Raw genomic sequence first — 17,909 nt, 5'->3', positions numbered from 1 at the left:
GGCGGGAATTATCAGCCCTCGTTATGCATTTCCAGGTTTTCCACTTCCTGCTGGCCGCGCAGTGCTTTGGCATCGTCATTGCGCAGCGCTTCCAGATGCTCCAGGTAGCCCTGATCCACATCTTTGGTGACATAGATGCCGTCAAACACCGAGCACTCAAACTGCTCAATGTCCGGGTTATCTTCACGCACCGCGTCGATAAGATCCTGCAAATCCTGGAAGATCAGTGCATCTGCGCCGATAAGCTGGTTGATTTCACTCACTTCGCGGCCGTGGGCAATCAGCTCATTCACGCTCGGCATGTCGATGCCGTAGACGTTAGGGAAGCGGATTTCCGGGGCGGCGGAGGCCAGGTAAACCCGTTTGGCCCCGGCGTCACGCGCCATCTCGACGATCTGCTCCGAGGTGGTACCGCGCACGATGGAGTCATCCACCAGCAGCACGTTCTTGTCACGGAACTCGGCGCGGTTGGCGTTCAGCTTACGGCGTACCGACTGGCGGCGCGCCTGCTGGCCCGGCATGATGAACGTGCGGCCAACATAACGGTTCTTCACAAAGCCCTGGCGGTAAGGCTTGTTCAGGATGCGGGCAATCTCCAGCGCGATGTCGTTGGAGGTTTCCGGAATGGGGATAACCACATCGATATCGAGGTCTTCCCACTCGCGGGCGATCTTGTTACCCAGCTTCTCACCCATGCGCACCCGGGCGCTGTAGACGGAAATCTTGTCGATAAACGAGTCCGGGCGCGCAAAGTAGACGTATTCGAACAGGCACGGGTTATAGGACGGGTTGTCTGCACACTGGCGGGTAAAGAGCTGCCCTTTGGTGGTGATGTAGACGGCTTCACCCGGTGCCACGTCACGCAGGAACTCAAAGCCCAGCGTGTCCAGCGCCACGCTTTCAGAGGCAACCATGTACTCGTTGCGGCCATCGGGCAGCGTACGCTTGCCGATGACCAGCGGGCGGATACCGTTCGGGTCACGGAACGCCACCAGCCCGTGGCCGATGATCATCGCCACGCAGGCGTAAGCGCCGCGGATCTGCCGGTTCATCGCCGCAATCGCAGAGAAGATGTTTTCGGCTTCCAGCGGGTAGTGCTGGAAACGGTCCAGTTCGCTGGCAAAGATATTCAGCAAAATTTCGGAGTCAGAGGTGGTGTTCACGTGGCGACGCGCCCCTTCGAACAGCTTGCTGCGCAGTTCGTGGGCGTTGGTCAGGTTACCGTTGTGCGCCAGGGTAATGCCGAACGGGGAGTTGACGTAAAAAGGCTGCGCTTCAGACGCACTGGAACTGCCGGCAGTGGGGTAGCGGACATGGCCGATGCCCATGTTACCCTGCAGGCGTTGCATATGCCGGGCTTCAAATACATCTTTCACCAGGCCGTTTGCCTTACGCAGACGGAAGCCGTTGTTGGCATCAATGGTGATGATGCCTGCGGCATCCTGCCCACGGTGCTGGAGCACCGTTAACGCGTCATAAATCGACTGGTTGACCGGCATAAAACCGGCGATCCCGACAATACCGCACATGTTGTCTTTTCCTCATCAGCGCTGCCGCAGTTAGAGATGCTGCGGCAAGAAACTCGACGTGCTCTGCAGGTAGCTGAAAAACCACCTGATGATATAGCTGAACTGCGGAATCAGCTGAGACTGTTGCCAGTCAGCACTCTGTGAAAAGCCGGTGAAGGTATCCAGAAAAAACAGGATAGCGGCAACAATCAGTACACCGCGCAGCGCGCCGAAACACACGCCCAGCACCCGGTCTGTTCCTGACAGCCCGGTGCGCTCCACCAGCGAGCCAATCACATAGTTAACAACGGCACCTACGAGCAACGTCGCGATAAATAAGATGCCGATTGCGATTCCGTTCCGGACCAGTTCCTCTTGAAAACGGGTGAAATAGATAGCGAGGTAGGGATAGTAATGACTGGCCACAAAGAACGCGCATCCCCAGGTAACCAGTGACAACGCTTCGCGGACAAATCCCCGGATCAGGCTGACCAGAGCCGAAAATCCAATAACTGCAATGATGACGAAATCGATCCAGACCATGGTTATTCCAATGATGATCCGCCCCGCATCCAATTCGCGGCGAATTCTAACAGAAAAAGAAAACGTTTGCGTAGGGGAAATCCGGCCCTGTCGCAAATAATTAACACTGTTTATAAAAACATCAATACAGGCAGAAACATAGCGTGCTGTGCCGGTCTTCCCCCTCCCTGAAAGTGGAAACGGGGCACCTGGCGGCACCCCGTTTCACCGGCCGGGCTTAGCGCCCGGCGCTGTACGCGCGGACTTGCCCGCTCAACCCGCTTATCTGGTTCATCTCCGGCAAGGCGGACTGAAGCTTCTGCTTCGAGGCATCCGGCCCGACAAAGATGCGGGTGATCTGACCCTGTACCGGCGTGGACGGCACGGTATAGGCGCGATAGCCCGACAGGCGCAGGCTGGCCACAATCTCATTCACCTTGGCGGCGTTTTTCAGTGCGCCAAGCTGGACGATATACGCCTGACCGGCCGGGGCCGCCTCACCCGGTTGTGGTTTGATTTCCGGTTTCGGCTGCGGCTTCGGCTCAGGTTTTGGCTCAGGCTTCGGCTTCTCCACCGGTTTCACCGGCTGCGGCTTCGGCTCCACCGGCTTCGGCGCGACCTTTTCCGGCTCTGGGTGGGTCACCGTCACCGGCGGTGCCGTGACCGGGGCGTGCTGCTCTGCGGCCTCCGGCGCACTGCCCTGCGCGGCCGGTGGCTGGCTGGCGGCCCCGACGGCCTGCCCGGCCCCTTCCGGCGGCTGGGCAGGCAGTGACTGGGTCACCGGCGGTACCGCGTCATTCTCCTGGCTGTCACCGGCTTTCGGTACCAGCGGAATGGCCGCGAACTCATCCTCATAATGCTTCTTTTTGCCGTCAAGCAGGCCCGGCAACACAATCACCCCCACGGCCACCAGGATGATGGTGCCGACCAGGCGGTTCTGAAACTTACTTGCCACTGCTGCTCCCTACCTCTAATGCCGCCATGACATGCGCCACGGTATGAAATGACCCGCAGACAATCACAATGTCATGATCATCAGCATCCTGCATCGCCTGTCGCCAGGCGGTTTCGACATCCGCAAACTGCCGGGGTTCCGTCAGGTGTTCCGCCAGCTGTGCGGCGGTGGCCCCGCGCGGCCCTTCCAGCGGCGCGCAGTACCAGTCATCCACCTGCGGCACCAGGCAGGCCAGCGTCCCGCCGATGTCCTTGTCCGACAGCATCCCCACCACCGCCCGCACCCGGCCGCCCTGGGCCGGCAACGCGGCCAGCCGCTCTGCCAGGTAGGCGGCGGCGTGCGGGTTGTGTGCCACGTCCAGAATCAGCCGCGGCGATTCACTGACGGTCTGGAAGCGCCCCGGCAGCATCGCCTGTTGCAGCCCCAGGCGGATGGCCTGTTCATCGACGGTGCGCGCCGGCACCGCTGCGGCCAGCGCAGCTTGTGCATAGTGCAGCGCAGCCAGCGCGGTGGCGGCGTTGTCGAGCGGCACCTGCGGCAGCGGCAGATCGGCCAGTACCCGGCCGGCCGCCTGCCACTGCCAGCTGGTGGCCTGCACGCTGAAGTGCCAGTCCGTGCCGCGCGCATGGAGCGACGCGCCGAGGTCGCGCGCCACCTCAGCAATGGTGTGCGGCATTGCCGGCTCCCCGACCACTGCCGGGCGGCCCGGCCGGAAGATGCCCGCCTTCTCGCGGCCGATGCTTTCGCGGTCCGGCCCCAGCCAGTCAGTGTGGTCCAGCGCGATGCTGGTGATCACCGCGGTATCGGCATCCACCATGTTGGTGGCGTCCAGCCGCCCGCCCAGCCCGACTTCCAGGATCACCACATCCAGCGCCGCCTGCTGAAACAGTTGCAGCGCGGACAGGGTACCGTACTCGAAATAGGTCAGGGAGATGTCGCCGCGCCCGGCCTCAAGCCGGGCAAACGAGGCGCAGTGCGCCGCTTCCGGCAGCTCCTGCCCCTGAATGCGCACCCGCTCGGTGTAACGCACCAGATGCGGCGAACTGTACACGCCCACCCGGTAACCGGCAGCCATCAGGATCGCTTCCAGCGTGCGGCAGGTGGTGCCTTTGCCGTTCGTCCCGGCGACGGTAAACACAAAGGGGGCGGGTTTGAGCAGGGAGAGGCGTTCCGCGACGCGTTTGACGCGGTCCAGGCCAAGGTCAATCGCCTGGGAGTGGAGGTGTTCGAGGTAATGAAGCCACGCGGCCAGGGGCGACGTGGCGTGGGGAATCTGAGTTTGCATGTGTCCCGTTCGCTTGCTTACGCTGCGTGTGGCGCAACGGTATTGGACAATGCACCACCCACGACGTCGGCGCAGGTGGTGCCCCTTGTCAGGTGGCGGGTGACTGCCGCAGCAGCCACCCGTTGCCGGTTGTCACCGGGCTGGTCAGGCGTCCTGCTGGTTGTCGCTGACGACGTCGTCGCTGTCAACCACGTGAACCACCACGTTCGGTTCCGGGTGGTGGGTCAGCTTGGAGAGGATGCTGGCCAGTTTGCCGCGCATCTCCGGGCGGCGGATGATCATGTCAATCGCGCCTTTCTGGATCAGGAACTCACTGGTCTGGAAGTCCGGCGGCAGTTTCTCACGCACGGTCTGCTCGATCACGCGGCGACCGGCAAAGCCGATACGCGCTTTCGGTTCCGCCACGTTCAGATCACCCAGCATCGCCAGGCTGGCAGACACGCCGCCCATGGTCGGGTCAGTGAGCACGGAGATGTACGGCAGGCCGCGCTCCTGCAGTTTGGCCAGCGCCGCACTGGTTTTCGCCATCTGCATCAGCGACATCAGCGCTTCCTGCATACGGGCGCCGCCGCTGGAGGAGAAGCAGACCAGCGGGCAGTTGTCTTCCAGCGCCTGCTCAACCGCACGCACAAAGCGCGCACCCACCACGGACGCCATTGACCCGCCCATAAAGGCGAACTCAAAGGAGGCGACCACAACCGGCATCCCGTGCAGCGTCCCTTTCATGACGATCAACGCATCTTTCTCGTTGGTCTCTTTCTGAGCCGCGCTCAGGCGATCTTTATACTTTTTGGAATCCTTAAACTTCAGCACATCTTTCGGCTCAAGCTCACTGCCCAGCTCAACATCGCTGCCTTCATCCAGGAAGGTATGCAGGCGCATACGCGCGGCAATCGGCATGTGATGGTCGCACTTAGGGCACACCATCAGGTTGCGCTCCAGCTCAGCGCGGTAGAGAACCTGACCGCAGCTGTCACATTTGGTCCAGACCCCTTCAGGAATGTTCGCCTTACGGGTTTGGGTGATTGTGCTCTTATTTAGAATTCGTTCAATCCAGCTCATTGATGACCTTTCTGTTTGAACCCGGCCATTGCCGGTCCACTGTTCTTGTCCGCCGTAAACCGACCCATAAAAAAATGCCCGAGATACGCGCCGCAACGGCGCCACTAAGGCACTGACATCAGGGTGTCCGCAGGGACAGACCATAAATGCCGCTCATTAAACCATAACGGTTCGACACTGTGGATAAAAAACTGGTCGAACCGTTAGGTTTATGTCGTCAAAACTTAACAATAATGTGACGGCGCCACGCTGTTTTACTGTTTTTGCGCCCGCGCAGCGGCGCGGCGGTGACGCCAGACTTCAATAACGCCCGGCAGAATTGAAACAAGGATAATGCCGACAATCAAGAGCTTCAGGTTCTCCTGCACCACCGGCAGATCACCAAACAGGTAACCGGCATAGGTGAACAGCAGCACCCACAGCAGCGCGCCAATCACGTTATAGGCGGCGAAATGGCGGTAGGACATATGCCCCATCCCGGCCACAAACGGCGCAAATGTCCGCACAATCGGCACAAAACGCGCCAGGATAATGGTTTTACCGCCGTGCTTGTCATAAAACTGGTGTGTTTTGGTCAGGTAGCTCTGGCGGAAAATTTTGGAGTCCGGGTTACTGAACAGCCGGTTACCAAACAGGCGGCCGATGGTGTAGTTCACCGCGTCACCCAGAATCGCCGCACAGACCATCAAAAACGCCATCAGGTGCACATCCAGGCTGTTGGACGGCAACGCCGCCAGCGCCCCCGCCACAAACAGCAGCGAATCGCCCGGCAGGAACGGGGTGACCACCAGCCCGGTTTCACAAAACAGGATAAGGAAGAGAATGCCGTAAATCCACACGCCATACTGCGCGACCAGTTCTGCCAGATGAACATCAATATGCAGAATAAAATCAATAACGAAATGGATAAAGTCCATAGGGCCCATCTTCTGTGATGCAGGTAACAACCCCGCAGGTTTAAACGTATACCCGGCGGACCGGGTCCCTGTGTTGCCTGTCAGTGTGCCGGGACAAGATCGTCCGGCAGGAACAACGGCCCCAGCGGCGGTGCCGGCAAATCAAAGCGCGCCGGGTAATCCACGGCCACCAGATAAAGCCCTTCCGCGCGGGCGGTGGCCGCGGCCTGCGTGCGATCTTTCAGCGCCAGCAGCTCGGCCATCCACGTCTCCGGCTGGTTACCGCAACCAATCTCCATCAGGCTGCCGACAATGTTGCGAACCATATGGTGAACGAAGGCGTTGGCCTTGATATCTACCACAATATAGTGACCCAGGCGTGTAATATTTACATGCTTTACATTGCGCATCGGGGTGCGCGACTGGCACTGCACCGCCCGGAAGGAAGTGAAATCATTCTCCCCCAGCAGGCTCTGCGCCGCGCGCTGCATCCGGTGCTCATCCAGCGGCTGGTGATAGTGCGTCACCCCCTGCTGGAGGATCGCCGGGCGGTAGCGGTGGTTGTAAATCACATACCGGTAGCGGCGGGCAGTGGCGCTGAAACGGGCATGGAAATCCTCGTCCACGGTTTTTACCCAGCGCACGGCGATGTCACGCGGCAGATGGGTATTCACCCCCATCGTCCACGCCGCATCTTTGCGCACCGCATCAGTGGTGAAGTGCACCACCTGCCCGGTGGCATGCACCCCGGCGTCGGTGCGCCCGGCGCAGAACACGCTGACCGGGTGGGCGGCCACTTTGCTGAGCGCCTCCTCAAGGCAGCCCTGCACACTGGCGACTTCCTGCTGCCGCTGCCAGCCGAAATAGCGGCTGCCGTCATACTCAATACCCAGCGCGATTTTTAACTGGCCTGCCGCCGGCTCCGGCGGCAGGGTCACAACGTCAGACATCAGTACATGTACTCCTGCACCAGCTTCTCAGCAGTTTCCACGGCCATGCGCGCGCCGCCGAAGCGGATATTGTCCGCCACCGACCAGAATTGCAGGATCTCCGGGATGCCGTAATCATTGCGTACGCAGCCGATGCTCAGTGCATCGTTGCCGGAGGCATCCGTCACCTGTGTTGGGAAGTCCTGCTCATCACTGAGCTGGATCTCTTCCACGCTCAGGAACGCCTCGCGCGCCTCGTCAGCCGCCATCGGGCGCAGGGCTTCCAGGTTCACCACCTGTGCCTGGCCATAAAATACCGGCGACTGGATGCAGCTCACTGACACCGGCAACCCTTCATCCTGCAACACTTTGCGCACCTGATCCACCAGGCGGCGCTCCTGGCGCACACTGCCCTCTTCATCGGCCAGCAGCGGCAACAGGTTGAACGCCAGTTGTTTGCTGAACAGGCTCTGCTCTACCGGCAGGCCGTTGAGCAGGCGGGCGCTCTGCCCGGCCAGATCGTCCACCGCCGCCTTGCCGTGCGCCGACGCAGAGATAAGGCTGGTGACGTGCAGGCGGGACAGCCCGGCCTGTTCGGTCAGCGGTTTGATGGCGGTCAGCAGCTGGCTGGTCAGGCTATCGGCCAGCGCCACGATATTGCGGTTACGGTAATCCGCCAGCACCTGCGGGTTCACGCCCGGCACCACCAGCGGCACATCCGGCTCCAGCGCGAACAGGCCGCTGCTGTCAATCACCAGGCAGCCGGCGTTGGCGGCTTCGTCCGCGTAGCGTGCGGTGGCGTCAGTGCCGGCGACAAAAAACGCCAGCTGCGCCTGCGACCAGTCAAACTGGGCGGCGTCTTGTACCATCACCGATTTCCCGTTGAAACGCAGGGTCTCACCGGCGCTGCGATCGCTGGCCAGCGGGAAAAGCTCGCCCACCGGGAACTGACGTTCCTCCAGCAATTCCAGCAAGGCGTTGCCTACCGCGCCTGTGGCCCCCAACAGGGCAATGTTCCAGCCGTCAGACATAGTGGTTTCTCCAGAAAAACAAAAACAAAGGGCGGTCACTGCCGCCCATGAAAAGAGGGGGTGACGCGCTTAGCGCAGCCGGGCGGTAAAGCCGAGCCGGGTCAGCAACGTGGCCGTGGCCTCGTCGTCACACTGTATGCAGAGCGACGACCATTCGCGCCGCTCCTGATAAAACTTCCGCAATTTGTCGAATTCACCGGGCGTCCCCGCCACCCGGCGCAGCGGGGCATCATCGCGGCGCACATCATACACCAGGTGCATCAGGCGCAGCAGGGTTCCCTCATCGGGGTGTGCCGCCAGATTGCCGTTCAGCGTCACCTCACTGACATCCGGCACCGGCAGCAGGCTCTCCAGCGGCACCGCCTGCGGCTGCCCCAGGAAGCGGCTGTACGCCTCAAACACCTGCGTGGTGCCGCGCGCCTTGCCTTCCAGGCTGTAACCGGCGATGTGCGCGGTGCCGATATCCACCGCATTCAGCAGCGGCAGGGAGAGTTCCGGTTCCGGCTCCCACACATCCAGCACCGTGCGAAGCGCCTTGCCGCCGTTGAGCGCCGCCAGCAGCGCGGCGTTATCCACCACTTCACCGCGGCAGGCGTTGATCAGCACGCGGTTATCCGGCAAGGCGGCCAGCATCTCTGCATCCACCAGATGCTGGGTGCGGTAAGGGCCGTCTTTATACAACGGCGTGTGGAAGGTGAGGATATCCGCCTCGGCCACCAGCTTCTCCAGCGGCCAGAACGGGCCGGCGTCACCGCGTGCGGCGCGCGGCGGATCGCACAGCAGGGTTTTAACGCCCAGCGCCTCAAGGCGCGCCTGAAGGCGCGAGCCGACGTTACCGACGCCCACGATCCCCACGGTTTTCTCCCGCAGCTGCCAGCCGTCGCGCTGGGCAAGGATCATCAGCGCGGAGAAGACATACTCCACCACCGCAATGGCATTGCAGCCCGGTGCGGCGGAAAAGCCGATGCCCTGCGCTGCCAGCCAGGCGTCATCCACATGGTCGGTGCCCGCGGTGGCGGTGCCGACAAATTTCACCCCGGTGCCGGTCAGCAGGTCGGCATTGACTTTCGTGACGGAGCGCACCATCAGCGCGTCGGCACCCAGCAACGCCTCACGCGGGATCGGGCGGCCGGGCACCGCCTGAACGTCACCCAGGCGGCTGAACAGGGTCTGGGCATACGGCATATTTTCATCAACCAGGATTTTCACGTCACACTCCGGCAGCTTAGCGGTAAAGAAGGGCAAATATTTTGCCACCGAATGCCGCAGAATCCCATTACTTCAGGCGAAACCCAGACTATTGCGCACGGCGGAAGCGTTCCGGCGTGGTGCCGGCTATCTGCCGGAACATGGCGATAAAGGCGCTGGACGCGCTGTACCCCAGCTCCAGCGCCACCTGCTGGACGCTTTTTCCCTGCTCAAGCAGTGAAATCGCATGCAGAAACCGCAGGCGCTGCCGCCATTCGCTGAACGCCATGCCCAGATCCTGGCGGCAGCGGCGCGACAGGGTGCGCTCGGTGGTGTAGACCCGCTGCGCCCAGACGGCGAGCGGCGTGTTATCAGCCGGGTTGCGCTCCAGTTCACGCAGCACCGGCGCGAGCAGCTTGTCCTGCGAGGTCGGCAGATAGGTACGCTGGAGCGACGAGCGCCGCAGCTGGTCGATCAGCACCCGGCAGAGCCGCAGGTCACTGCGCGTGGCCGGTTCCGCCAGGTGGCGGGCGAAGCAGTCATCCACAATCGCGGTAAAAATCGCGCTGACGCCGAGCAGACAGGGGGATTCCGGCAAACCGTGGCAGAGCGACGGCGCAATATTGATGGAGCGGAACCGGGTGGCGCGGCGGCTGGAGCTGCTGTGCTCATGGTGCGGCGGCAACCAGACGGCGAACTCCGGCGGGGCCAGAAAGCGCTGGCCGCCCACATTCAGCGCCACCACCCCGCTTTTCACATAGATCACCTGGCCCCAGGGGTGCGTATGGGGCAGGAAATCGGTGTAGGGGTCATGGTGCTCTTCGCGGAAAAAGAGATGCCGCGGCAGCGCCGCGCGGTTGCCGGGGGCGGTCGCCGGCAGCGGGCCGTACTGGGCCGGTGGCGCAAAAGTGGTGTGAGGGCGTGGCATGTTGTCCTGTTATGCGCATGGGATGTCTGGTTATCGCTATCTCTATGAAACCAGACAATCGTACACTAGCGCCTTTTAGAGAATAAAACGGGTTTCATGATGAATGCGCTTTTTCCGCTGCTGGCGGTACTGATTTGGTCGCTGAATGCGGTGGTCAGCAAAATCGCCGCCGGGGCCATTGACCCGGCAGCCATCTCTTTTTACCGCTGGCTGCTGGCCCTGCTGGTGCTGACGCCCTTTGTGCTGCCCGGCCTGTGGCGCCACCGGCAGACGCTGCGCCCGCATCTGGGAAAACTGCTGGTGCTCGGGCTGCTCGGGATGGTGCTCTACCAGAGCCTGGCCTATTACGCCGCACACAGCGTCAGCGCGCTGTTTATGGGCATTCTCAGCTCGCTTATCCCGCTGCTGACCATCCTGTTCAGCATCGTGCTGCTCGGCATCGCGCCGACGCGCGGCATGGCGCTCGGCGGTGTGCTCTCCTTCGGCGGCCTGCTGTGGCTGGTCAGCGCCGGCCACCCGGAACAACTGCTGACACACGGCATCGGCAGCGGCGAGCTGATGATGTTTGCCGCGTCGGCCTCGTACGCCTGTTACGGCGTGCTGACCCGGCGCTGGGCGATCCCGCTGCCGAACTGGCAAGCGCTGTATGTGCAGATCCTGTTCGGGGTACTGCTGTTGCTGCCCAATTTCCTGCTGGCGCCGGATGTCACCCTGACGCCGCAGAATATCCCGCTGGTGCTGTTCGCCGGCATCCCGGCCTCACTGATTGCGCCGTTCCTGTGGATTCAGGGCGTCATGCGGCTGGGGGCCAACACGACGTCGATCTTTATGAACCTGACGCCGCTGTTTACGGCGGTGATCGCGGTACTGTTCCTGCATGAGCAACTGCACAGCTATCACCTGATTGGCGGCGGCATCACGTTGTTGGGGGTGTTCCTGGCACAGCGGATGCGCACGCCGTTGCTGCGTCCGGTGAAGCGCGCGGATCCCTGACGCCCTCCCCTTTCGCCCTCCGGGTGCGGCGGCGCATCAACCCGACGCCGGCCAGCATCAGGGCGCTGCCCAGCAGTTGCCACGGCGTCAGGGTTTCGCCCAGTAACACAAAGGCGATGGCGGCGGTAAACACCAGTTCCAGCGACAGGATCAGGTTCGCCACCGCCAGCGGCAGGGTTTTCAGGCTGAGGTTATACAGGCCGAAGCCCAGCAGGGTCGGCCCTGCCGCCAGCAGCAGCAACAGCCCCCAGCCGTGCCATTGGATGCCCGCATCACCCTGTGACAAGAACCAGACGCTGCCGGTGAGGCTGCCGTCCGGCACCGGCAGGTGCCCGGCCAGCGCATTAAACAGCAACTGGTAGAGCGCGGCGAAGGCGAACACATACAGAATGGTATTCCACTCCGGGTAGCCGCGGCGGCTCGCCAGCCGCCCGCACAGCGCATACAGCGTGGAACCGACGCCGGTCAGCACGCCAATCAGCAGGCCGAACAGGCCGGTGTGCGCCGCCTCTGTGTCGCCGCCCAGGCTGACCAGCGCGCAGCCCACCAGGCTGATGCCGATCACCGCCAGTTGCCGGGCGTCCAGGCGCTCACCAAAACAGACCCAGCCGAGAAACACCGTAAAGCCCACCGAGAAATAGCTGAGGATGGTCGCCACTGACGCGCCGTTCAGCATGATGGAGAACGTCCAGAGCGCGTTGAACAGCGCCAGCACCAGCCCGAACAGCGCATAGAAGCGCAGCCGCGCCCAGCCCAGCCGCAGCCACTGCGGCCGCACACAGAGCAGCACCGGAAACAGCACCGCCGCCACCAGCGCCGCCCGCCAGAACGCCAGCACCAGTGCCGGCAGCCGGTACTGTTCCGTCAGCACACGGATGATGATGGCGGTAAATGCCAGCAGAAAGGCGCTCAGCACCGCCAGGGAAAACCCGTGCCCGGTACGGGCAGGCAGGCCACCCGCTGAGGCAGCCGCGGTAGCCGCCGCTCCGGTAGAGATCGGCATAACATCCTCTCAGATAACAGAAAAAAACCTTATCCTGAATTTTACGCCGCTGCCCCTTTCCGGCCAGAGCCACTTACTATTAATCTTAAGCAGGCCACTTTATGTTTATCCAGGCCACGTTATGCTTATCCAGGCCACGTTACGCGTAAGCCGGCCATGTTGCCTTTTTCTCTGCCGCCCAGGAGTGCTATGCATATCCCTCTCGATCGCCACAGTGTCATCCCGCTCTACCTGCAAATCGAAGAGACGCTGCGCTGCGCCATTCTGGACGGCAGCCTGAAAGAGGGGGACAAACTGCCCTCTACCCGGATGCTGGCGGCTGAACTGGCCGTCAGCCGCCTGACGGTGGAAAACGCCTATGGCGAACTGGCGGCCAAAGGTTTTTTACAGGCGCGGCGCGGCAGCGGTGCCTATGTATGCCACCCGTATGCGCCACCCGCCCCGCCTGCCGCAGAGCAGACGGCCCTCTTCCCGGTTGACCCTTTTACCACCGGTGCCTCGCGGCTGGATGGCCAGGCCGACAGCCCATTGCCGCCGGACGTGATCAATTTCGCCGCCGGGGTCGGCAACCCGCGCATCTTCCCGCAGGAGGCGTTCCGCAAAGTGATGCACTCGGTGCTGCGCCGCCATGCGGAAGAGGCGTTCCACTATGGCGACTACTGCGGCTACTATCCGCTGCGCGATACGCTGGCGCGCATCCTCTCGTTGCAGGGTATCCCGGCGCGGCCGGAACAGATTCTGATCACCAACGGTTCGCAACAGGCGCTGAGCCTGGTCAGCCACACCCTGCTGCGCCCCGGCGATACAGTGCTGGTGGAGGAGCCGACCTACGCCGAGGCCCTGACGCTGTTTGAGCTTCAGGGCGTCCGTACCGTGCCGATCCCCTGTGATGCCGACGGCCTGTGCGTGGACGCCCTGCCCGCCCTGCTGGCCGCGCACCGCCCGGCGCTGATCTACACCATCCCCAATTTCCATAACCCTACCGGGCGCTGCCTGAGTGAACCCCGGCGGCGGCAACTGGTGAAGCTGGCTGAAGCCGCCGGGGTGACACTGCTGGAGGACGATTTCGTCGGTGACCTGCGCTACCAGGGCGCGGCGCTGCCCTCGCTGCGTTCCCTGGCGGCCGGCGGCGGCGTGATCTACGTCGGCACCTTCTCCAAGATGCTGATGCCGAGCATCCGTATCGGGTACCTGGTGGCCGACGCCGCCCTTTACCCCCGGCTGGCGCAGCGTAAACATCTCGACAGCTTCACCACGTCCAGCCTGTTGCAGCGCTCGCTGGACGCCTTTGTCACCGTGGGCAGCTACCAGCGCCAGTTGCAGCGCGCCTGCCGCCTTTACCGCCAGTTGCGGGATGTCGCCGCCGATGCGCTGGCCCGCCACCTGCCGCCGGGGTGCCGCGTGGAGCTGCCGGAAGGCGGCCTGTTCCTCTGGGTGCAACTGCCGCCGGATATCCCGGTGTCACGGCTGATGCCGCTGGCGTGGCAGCAGAACGTCACCTTTGCGCGCGGCGCGTGTTTCTACCGGAACAACCCACAGGCCGAGTTCACCCTGCGCCTCAATTTCAGCGCCCAGACGCCCGAGCGCACCGTGATCGGTATCGAACGCCTGGCGCGGGCCATGACGTTATGCCGGGCGCAAACCGCAGAACGGGCGACGCTCATCAATCCGGAGTAACCAGCCGGGCCGCCGCCCGCACGCAGGCACACCCGCGGGGTGCCCTCATGCCGAAAATGCAGACAGAGTGACCAAACAGCCCCCGCCGATGATTTAAGCGACATTCATCACTATCCGTGATGGGTACAGGTTGGTATCATTTACCCACACTGCCGCCCCCGGCGATTCCTCTGCGCGGCATCCGGCTGATACCTGTTACCACCCTGTACATTAAGGATTCCAACGTTATGCAACCATTGAGCGGCCCCGGCACTCCCCCGGTCAGTGACCGGCCTTTGCCGTCAGCCAAAACCGGGCCGACCCCGCCCGGCGAGAACCAGCCGCTCACCCCTGCCCAGCGCACCACGTTGGAGAAACTGGTGGTGAAAATCATGGCGCTGACGCCGATGAAAGCCGCCGAACTGTGGGCCAGCCTGCGCCACGATCTGCACGTGCCGAACGAGGGGGAGATCAGCGCCGGGCAGTTCCCGCAGGCTGAGCAGAATTTGCAGAACCGCCTGAGCAGCGCGCAGGAGAGCCACGCCACCCGCCAGTTGCTGCAACAGCTCACCGAATTGCTGCCGCTCGGCAATAACCGGCAGGCGGTCAGCGATTTCATCCGGCAGAATTTCGGCCACACGGTACTCAGCCAGCTGAGCCATGAGCAGCTGCATCAGGTGCTGGCGCTGATCCAGACCGGCGGGCTGACCATTCCCCCGCCGCAGCAGACCCCGGTGATGGACCGCCCGGTGCTGCCCGCCGAACAGCGCAGCCTGCAACAGCAGGTGGCGCGGCTCAGCGCCGCCACCGGCGAGAAGCCGGCCAAGCTGTGGCAGGAGCTGTTCAATCTGGTCGGGGTTTCCACCAACGACCCGATGCCGGCGCGGCATTTCCAGGTGATCACCCAATACCTGCAGGCGCGCCATACCCTGAGCCAGCAGACCAGCCCGACGCTGCACAGCCTGCACGGCGCGCTGAAGCACCCGGCCAGCCCGGAGGAGCAGCAACAGCTGACGGAGTATGCCCAGACGCAGTTCAACGCCGGGCCGCTCACGCCGCTGACCGCCGCGCAACTGCATGACCTGCTGGGGATGCTGTTCAGCCGCCGCGTCGATCGCAGCGTGACCTCCGCGTCAATGGTGCAGTCGGCTGCCGCCGCGCCGCAGCCGCTGGTGAACCCGCTGATCGCCCTGCTGCCGCCGCAACTGCAAGGGTTGGGCGGCGCGCCGCTGCTGTTTGCCGCGCTGCTGGTGGTGCTGATTCTGCTCTGGCTGGTTTTCTGATCTTAGCCGGTTAACGCCAGCAACCCCCAGCCCGCCAGGGCGCTGACCAGCAAAAACGGCAGTGAATAGAGGTGGAAACGCAGCCAGATGCGCCGGTCACCGGCCATCCTGAGCGCGATCAGGTTGGCCAGCGAACCGATGGCCAGGCCGAACCCACCGATATTGACGGCATAGGCCACCAGCGCCGTGGAGGGCACGGCGTTCATCAGCAGGATGGTGGCCGGGACATTGCTGATAAGCTGCGACAGCCCGATACCGAGCAGGTAAAGCCCGCTTTCCGGCAGGTGGGCCAGCTGGGCAATCAGCGGCCGCAGCGGGGGCAGGTCCACCAGCAGGCGGATGTCGATAAACATCGCGATAAACACCAGGATCAGCCCCCAGTCGATCTGCACCAGCACCCGCCGCGCCAGCAGCAGCAACCCCACCAGCACCGCCAGCAGGCCATAACCGGTCGCGCCCAGCTCCACCGACACCAGGAACACCCCATACAGCACGGCACAGGTCATCAGCAACGGTTTGCGGCAGGCGACGCCCTCCGGCAACTGAACCGCCTTGATCGGCCGCGCCCGGAAGCTGAACCACGTCAGGGCCAGCAGCAGCGCCATGCTGACCGCCATCAGCGGCAGCATCTGGCCGGTAAAGGCCGCAAACGACACCCCGGCGCGGTTCCACAGCAGGATATTTTGTGGGTTGCCGATGGGCGTCAGCAGCGACCCGGCGTTGACCGCCAGCGCCTCGAAAATGATCAGCCTTGTTACCGGCAGTGCGGAGAGTTTTTTCAATGTGATGGTCAGCGGCACCACGATAAACAGCGCCACGTCGTTGGTCATAAAGGTCGAGAGCAGCGCCGCGGCAGCCACCAGAAACAGCGCAAGCGGCCGCTCGCGGTGCAGGCGGCGGATCATCGCCCGCCCCAGCAGGTCAAAGAACCCGCTGCTCTCCACCCCTTTGGTCAGCAGCAGCAAACCCAGCAGGGTCATGATGGTCGGCCAGTCAACGGCCGCCGGGAAGGTGCGTACGGCAGCCGGGTGCAACGCGGTGAGCACCACGCCCACCAGCAGCAGCGCCTGTAACAGGCGGTCATGGAACAGGCCGCGAAGCACGCGGTAAAACAACGTCTTGACCATACAAAACAGCTCTCAGGAAACGGGAGAGAGAAGGTAACGCGGCGTGCGGGATTATGCCAGTGCGGTGCGTGATTCTGGAAAGCGTCCCGCAAACTTCGGGTTGCGGGACGCGACGGGCGGGGAAATGCGATCAGCGCGTCAGGCTTTTGCCGTTGCTGCGGATAACGTCCTGATACCAGGTGAAACTCTTCTTACGGCGGCGTTCCAGCGTGCCTTCGCCGTTGTCATCGCGGTCTACATAGATAAAGCCGTAGCGCTTCGACAGCTCGGCCTTAGAGGCGCTGACCAGGTCAATCGGCCCCCATGCGGTGTAGCCCATCACTTCCACGCCATCCTCAATTGCCTCGCCCACCTGCACCAGGTGGTCATTGAGGTATTGGATGCGGTAATCATCCCGGATGGTGCCGTCCGCCTCGATCTTGTCTTTTGCCCCGAGGCCATTTTCCACGATAAACAGCGGCTTCTGGTAGCGATCCCACAGCAGGTTGAGCAGGATGCGCAGCCCCACCGGGTCAATCTGCCAGCCCCAGTCTGAGCTGGCGAGGTGCGGGTTCGGCACCATATTGAGGATGTTGCCGCGCGCTTTCTGGTTCTGCGCCTCATCGGTGGTGACACAGCCGCTCATGTAGTAGCTGAAGGAGATGAAATCGATGGTCTCTTTCAGCGTCTCGCGATCCTCGTCGGTGATGTCGATCTGAATGTTGTTCTCGCGGAAATAGCGGTTCATGTAGGCCGGGTAGTAGCCGCGCGCCTGCACGTCACCAAAGAACAACCAGTCGCGGTTCTGGCGCTGGGTTTCCAGCACATCCTCCGGTTTGCAGGTGAGCGGATAGAGCAGCCCGCCCAGCAGCATATTGCCGATTTTGCCGTCCGGGATAATCTCATGCAGCGCCTTCACCGCCGCGGCACTGGCCACCAGCTGGTGGTGAATCGCCTGGTAGATCTCGCTTTTGCTGCTCTCCTCCGGCAGGCCGACGCCGGTGAACGGCGCATGGAGCGACATGTTGATCTCATTGAAGGTCAGCCAGTGTTTGACCTTCGCGCCATAGCGCCGGAACACGGTGCGCGCATAGCGGGTAAAGAAGCCGATGGTGTCGCGGCTGCCCCAGCCGCCGTGGTTTTTCACCAGCCCGTACGGCATTTCATAATGGGACAGCGTCACCAACGGCGTGATGTTGTGTTTTGCCATCTGATCGAACACCCGGTCGTAGAAGGCCAGCCCGGCTTCGTTCGGCTGTTCTTCATCGCCCTGTGGGAAGATGCGCGTCCAGGCGATGGAGATCCGCAGGCAGGTAAAGCCCATCTCCGCGAACAGCGCGATGTCTTCCGGGTAACGGTGGTAGAAGTCGATCGCCAGATCTTTGATGCCGCTGTCCCCTTCACGGCGCTCGGTAATCTCACCAAAAATGCCGTGGGGTTGCAGGTCAGAGGTGGACAGCCCTTTACCGTCCGTCAGGTAGGCGCCCTCGACCTGGTTGGCGGCAATCGCGCCGCCCCAGAGGAAATCTGCCGGAAATGGTTGTGTCATGGTTCTCTCCTTGTT

Annotated in this window: 16 protein-coding genes; 3 read left to right on the top strand and 13 right to left on the bottom strand. The window is 62.6% G+C overall.

The genetic code is table 11. The annotated features are described in order from the left end of the window. Positions 1 to 11: 11 nt before the first annotated feature. The 10 genes from purF to CYR52_RS10845 all read right to left on the bottom strand — a co-directional run bounded on the left by purF (position 12) and on the right by CYR52_RS10845 (position 10,304). Complete coding sequence (gene purF / locus CYR52_RS10890; RefSeq protein ID WP_072930580.1) at positions 12 to 1,529, bottom strand: amidophosphoribosyltransferase; 1,518 nt, start codon at positions 1,527 to 1,529, stop codon at positions 12 to 14. 30 nt (positions 1,530 to 1,559) lie between these two features. Next, the gene (cvpA, locus tag CYR52_RS10885; RefSeq protein WP_072930581.1) at positions 1,560 to 2,051 is read right to left on the bottom strand and encodes a colicin V production protein; all 492 of its coding nucleotides are present in this window, start codon (positions 2,049 to 2,051) and stop codon (positions 1,560 to 1,562) included. Between the two features lie 217 nt (positions 2,052 to 2,268). Next, positions 2,269 to 2,985, bottom strand: a complete 717-nt coding sequence (dedD, locus tag CYR52_RS10880) for a cell division protein DedD (RefSeq protein WP_101828562.1) — start codon at positions 2,983 to 2,985, stop codon at positions 2,269 to 2,271. After that, positions 2,975 to 4,270 (bottom strand): bifunctional tetrahydrofolate synthase/dihydrofolate synthase, encoded by a 1,296-nt coding sequence (folC, locus tag CYR52_RS10875; protein WP_101828561.1) that lies wholly within the window; start codon positions 4,268 to 4,270, stop codon positions 2,975 to 2,977. Before folC ends, dedD begins: the two co-directional genes overlap by 11 nt. Positions 4,271 to 4,414: 144 nt before the next feature. Further along, entirely contained in the window at positions 4,415 to 5,332 is a 918-nt protein-coding gene (accD, locus tag CYR52_RS10870) for an acetyl-CoA carboxylase, carboxyltransferase subunit beta (RefSeq protein WP_072930584.1), read from the bottom strand. A gap of 254 nt (positions 5,333 to 5,586) precedes the next feature. Continuing rightward, positions 5,587 to 6,249 (bottom strand): DedA family protein, encoded by a 663-nt coding sequence (locus CYR52_RS10865; protein WP_072930585.1) that lies wholly within the window; start codon positions 6,247 to 6,249, stop codon positions 5,587 to 5,589. 80 nt (positions 6,250 to 6,329) lie between these two features. Continuing rightward, entirely contained in the window at positions 6,330 to 7,178 is an 849-nt protein-coding gene (truA, locus tag CYR52_RS10860) for a tRNA pseudouridine(38-40) synthase TruA (protein ID WP_072930586.1), read from the bottom strand. Then, on the bottom strand, positions 7,178 to 8,188 hold the full coding sequence (locus tag CYR52_RS10855; protein ID WP_072930595.1) for an aspartate-semialdehyde dehydrogenase: 1,011 nt from the start codon (positions 8,186 to 8,188) through the stop codon (positions 7,178 to 7,180). The genes truA and CYR52_RS10855 overlap by 1 nt, the downstream gene beginning before the upstream one ends. Positions 8,189 to 8,257: 69 nt before the next feature. Further along, a complete protein-coding gene (gene pdxB, locus CYR52_RS10850) occupies positions 8,258 to 9,397 on the bottom strand; it encodes a 4-phosphoerythronate dehydrogenase PdxB (RefSeq protein WP_101828560.1) in 1,140 nt (379 codons plus the stop codon). Positions 9,398 to 9,485: 88 nt separating this feature from the next. Then, positions 9,486 to 10,304, bottom strand: coding sequence for an AraC family transcriptional regulator (locus CYR52_RS10845; protein ID WP_079205283.1), 819 nt, complete (start codon positions 10,302 to 10,304; stop codon positions 9,486 to 9,488). 99 nt (positions 10,305 to 10,403) lie between these two features. Between CYR52_RS10845 and CYR52_RS10840 the strand changes: the two genes are divergently transcribed. Next, entirely contained in the window at positions 10,404 to 11,297 is an 894-nt protein-coding gene (locus CYR52_RS10840; protein ID WP_072930698.1) for a DMT family transporter, read from the top strand. On the opposite strand, the gene CYR52_RS10835 is transcribed toward CYR52_RS10840, so the two are convergent. After that, the gene (locus CYR52_RS10835; protein WP_101828559.1) at positions 11,221 to 12,300 is read right to left on the bottom strand and encodes a DMT family transporter; all 1,080 of its coding nucleotides are present in this window, start codon (positions 12,298 to 12,300) and stop codon (positions 11,221 to 11,223) included. The two genes, CYR52_RS10840 and CYR52_RS10835, sit on opposite strands and share 77 nt — an antisense overlap. Positions 12,301 to 12,489: 189 nt before the next feature. Here CYR52_RS10835 and pdxR point away from each other — a divergent pair, with 189 nt between their 5' ends. Continuing rightward, on the top strand, positions 12,490 to 13,977 hold the full coding sequence (gene pdxR / locus CYR52_RS10830; RefSeq protein ID WP_101828558.1) for a MocR-like pyridoxine biosynthesis transcription factor PdxR: 1,488 nt from the start codon (positions 12,490 to 12,492) through the stop codon (positions 13,975 to 13,977). Positions 13,978 to 14,204: 227 nt separating this feature from the next. Continuing rightward, complete coding sequence (flk, locus tag CYR52_RS10825; RefSeq protein ID WP_072930602.1) at positions 14,205 to 15,239, top strand: flagella biosynthesis regulator Flk; 1,035 nt, start codon at positions 14,205 to 14,207, stop codon at positions 15,237 to 15,239. Between the two features lie 2 nt (positions 15,240 to 15,241). On the opposite strand, the gene CYR52_RS10820 is transcribed toward flk, so the two are convergent. Beyond that, positions 15,242 to 16,366 (bottom strand): SLC13 family permease, encoded by a 1,125-nt coding sequence (locus CYR52_RS10820; protein ID WP_101828557.1) that lies wholly within the window; start codon positions 16,364 to 16,366, stop codon positions 15,242 to 15,244. Positions 16,367 to 16,496: 130 nt separating this feature from the next. Then, positions 16,497 to 17,894, bottom strand: a complete 1,398-nt coding sequence (locus CYR52_RS10815; protein ID WP_101828556.1) for a glycoside hydrolase family 1 protein — start codon at positions 17,892 to 17,894, stop codon at positions 16,497 to 16,499. Between the last annotated feature and the right edge of the window lie 15 nt (positions 17,895 to 17,909).

It is taken from the genome of Chimaeribacter arupi, assembly GCF_002858805.1.
Taxonomy (GTDB): Bacteria; Pseudomonadota; Gammaproteobacteria; order Enterobacterales; family Enterobacteriaceae; genus Chimaeribacter; species Chimaeribacter arupi.
This window is presented reverse-complemented; position numbering and strand designations above follow the sequence as displayed.

Bases quoted from the DNA above. Each gene is read 5' to 3' on its own strand.
- purF (WP_072930580.1), bottom strand. From the start codon at position 1,529: ATGTGCGGTATTGTCGGGATCGCCGGTTTTATGCCGGTCAACCAGTCG.
- cvpA (WP_072930581.1), bottom strand. From the start codon at position 2,051: ATGGTCTGGATCGATTTCGTCATCATTGCAGTTATTGGATTTTCGGCT.
- folC (WP_101828561.1), bottom strand. From the start codon at position 4,270: ATGCAAACTCAGATTCCCCACGCCACGTCGCCCCTGGCCGCGTGGCTT.
- accD (WP_072930584.1), bottom strand. From the start codon at position 5,332: ATGAGCTGGATTGAACGAATTCTAAATAAGAGCACAATCACCCAAACC.
- CYR52_RS10865 (WP_072930585.1), bottom strand. From the start codon at position 6,249: ATGGACTTTATCCATTTCGTTATTGATTTTATTCTGCATATTGATGTT.
- truA (WP_072930586.1), bottom strand. From the start codon at position 7,178: ATGTCTGACGTTGTGACCCTGCCGCCGGAGCCGGCGGCAGGCCAGTTA.
- CYR52_RS10855 (WP_072930595.1), bottom strand. From the start codon at position 8,188: ATGTCTGACGGCTGGAACATTGCCCTGTTGGGGGCCACAGGCGCGGTA.
- CYR52_RS10845 (WP_079205283.1), bottom strand. From the start codon at position 10,304: ATGCCACGCCCTCACACCACTTTTGCGCCACCGGCCCAGTACGGCCCG.
- CYR52_RS10840 (WP_072930698.1), top strand. From the start codon at position 10,404: ATGAATGCGCTTTTTCCGCTGCTGGCGGTACTGATTTGGTCGCTGAAT.
- CYR52_RS10835 (WP_101828559.1), bottom strand. From the start codon at position 12,300: ATGCCGATCTCTACCGGAGCGGCGGCTACCGCGGCTGCCTCAGCGGGT.
- pdxR (WP_101828558.1), top strand. From the start codon at position 12,490: ATGCATATCCCTCTCGATCGCCACAGTGTCATCCCGCTCTACCTGCAA.
- flk (WP_072930602.1), top strand. From the start codon at position 14,205: ATGCAACCATTGAGCGGCCCCGGCACTCCCCCGGTCAGTGACCGGCCT.
- CYR52_RS10820 (WP_101828557.1), bottom strand. From the start codon at position 16,366: ATGGTCAAGACGTTGTTTTACCGCGTGCTTCGCGGCCTGTTCCATGAC.
- CYR52_RS10815 (WP_101828556.1), bottom strand. From the start codon at position 17,894: ATGACACAACCATTTCCGGCAGATTTCCTCTGGGGCGGCGCGATTGCC.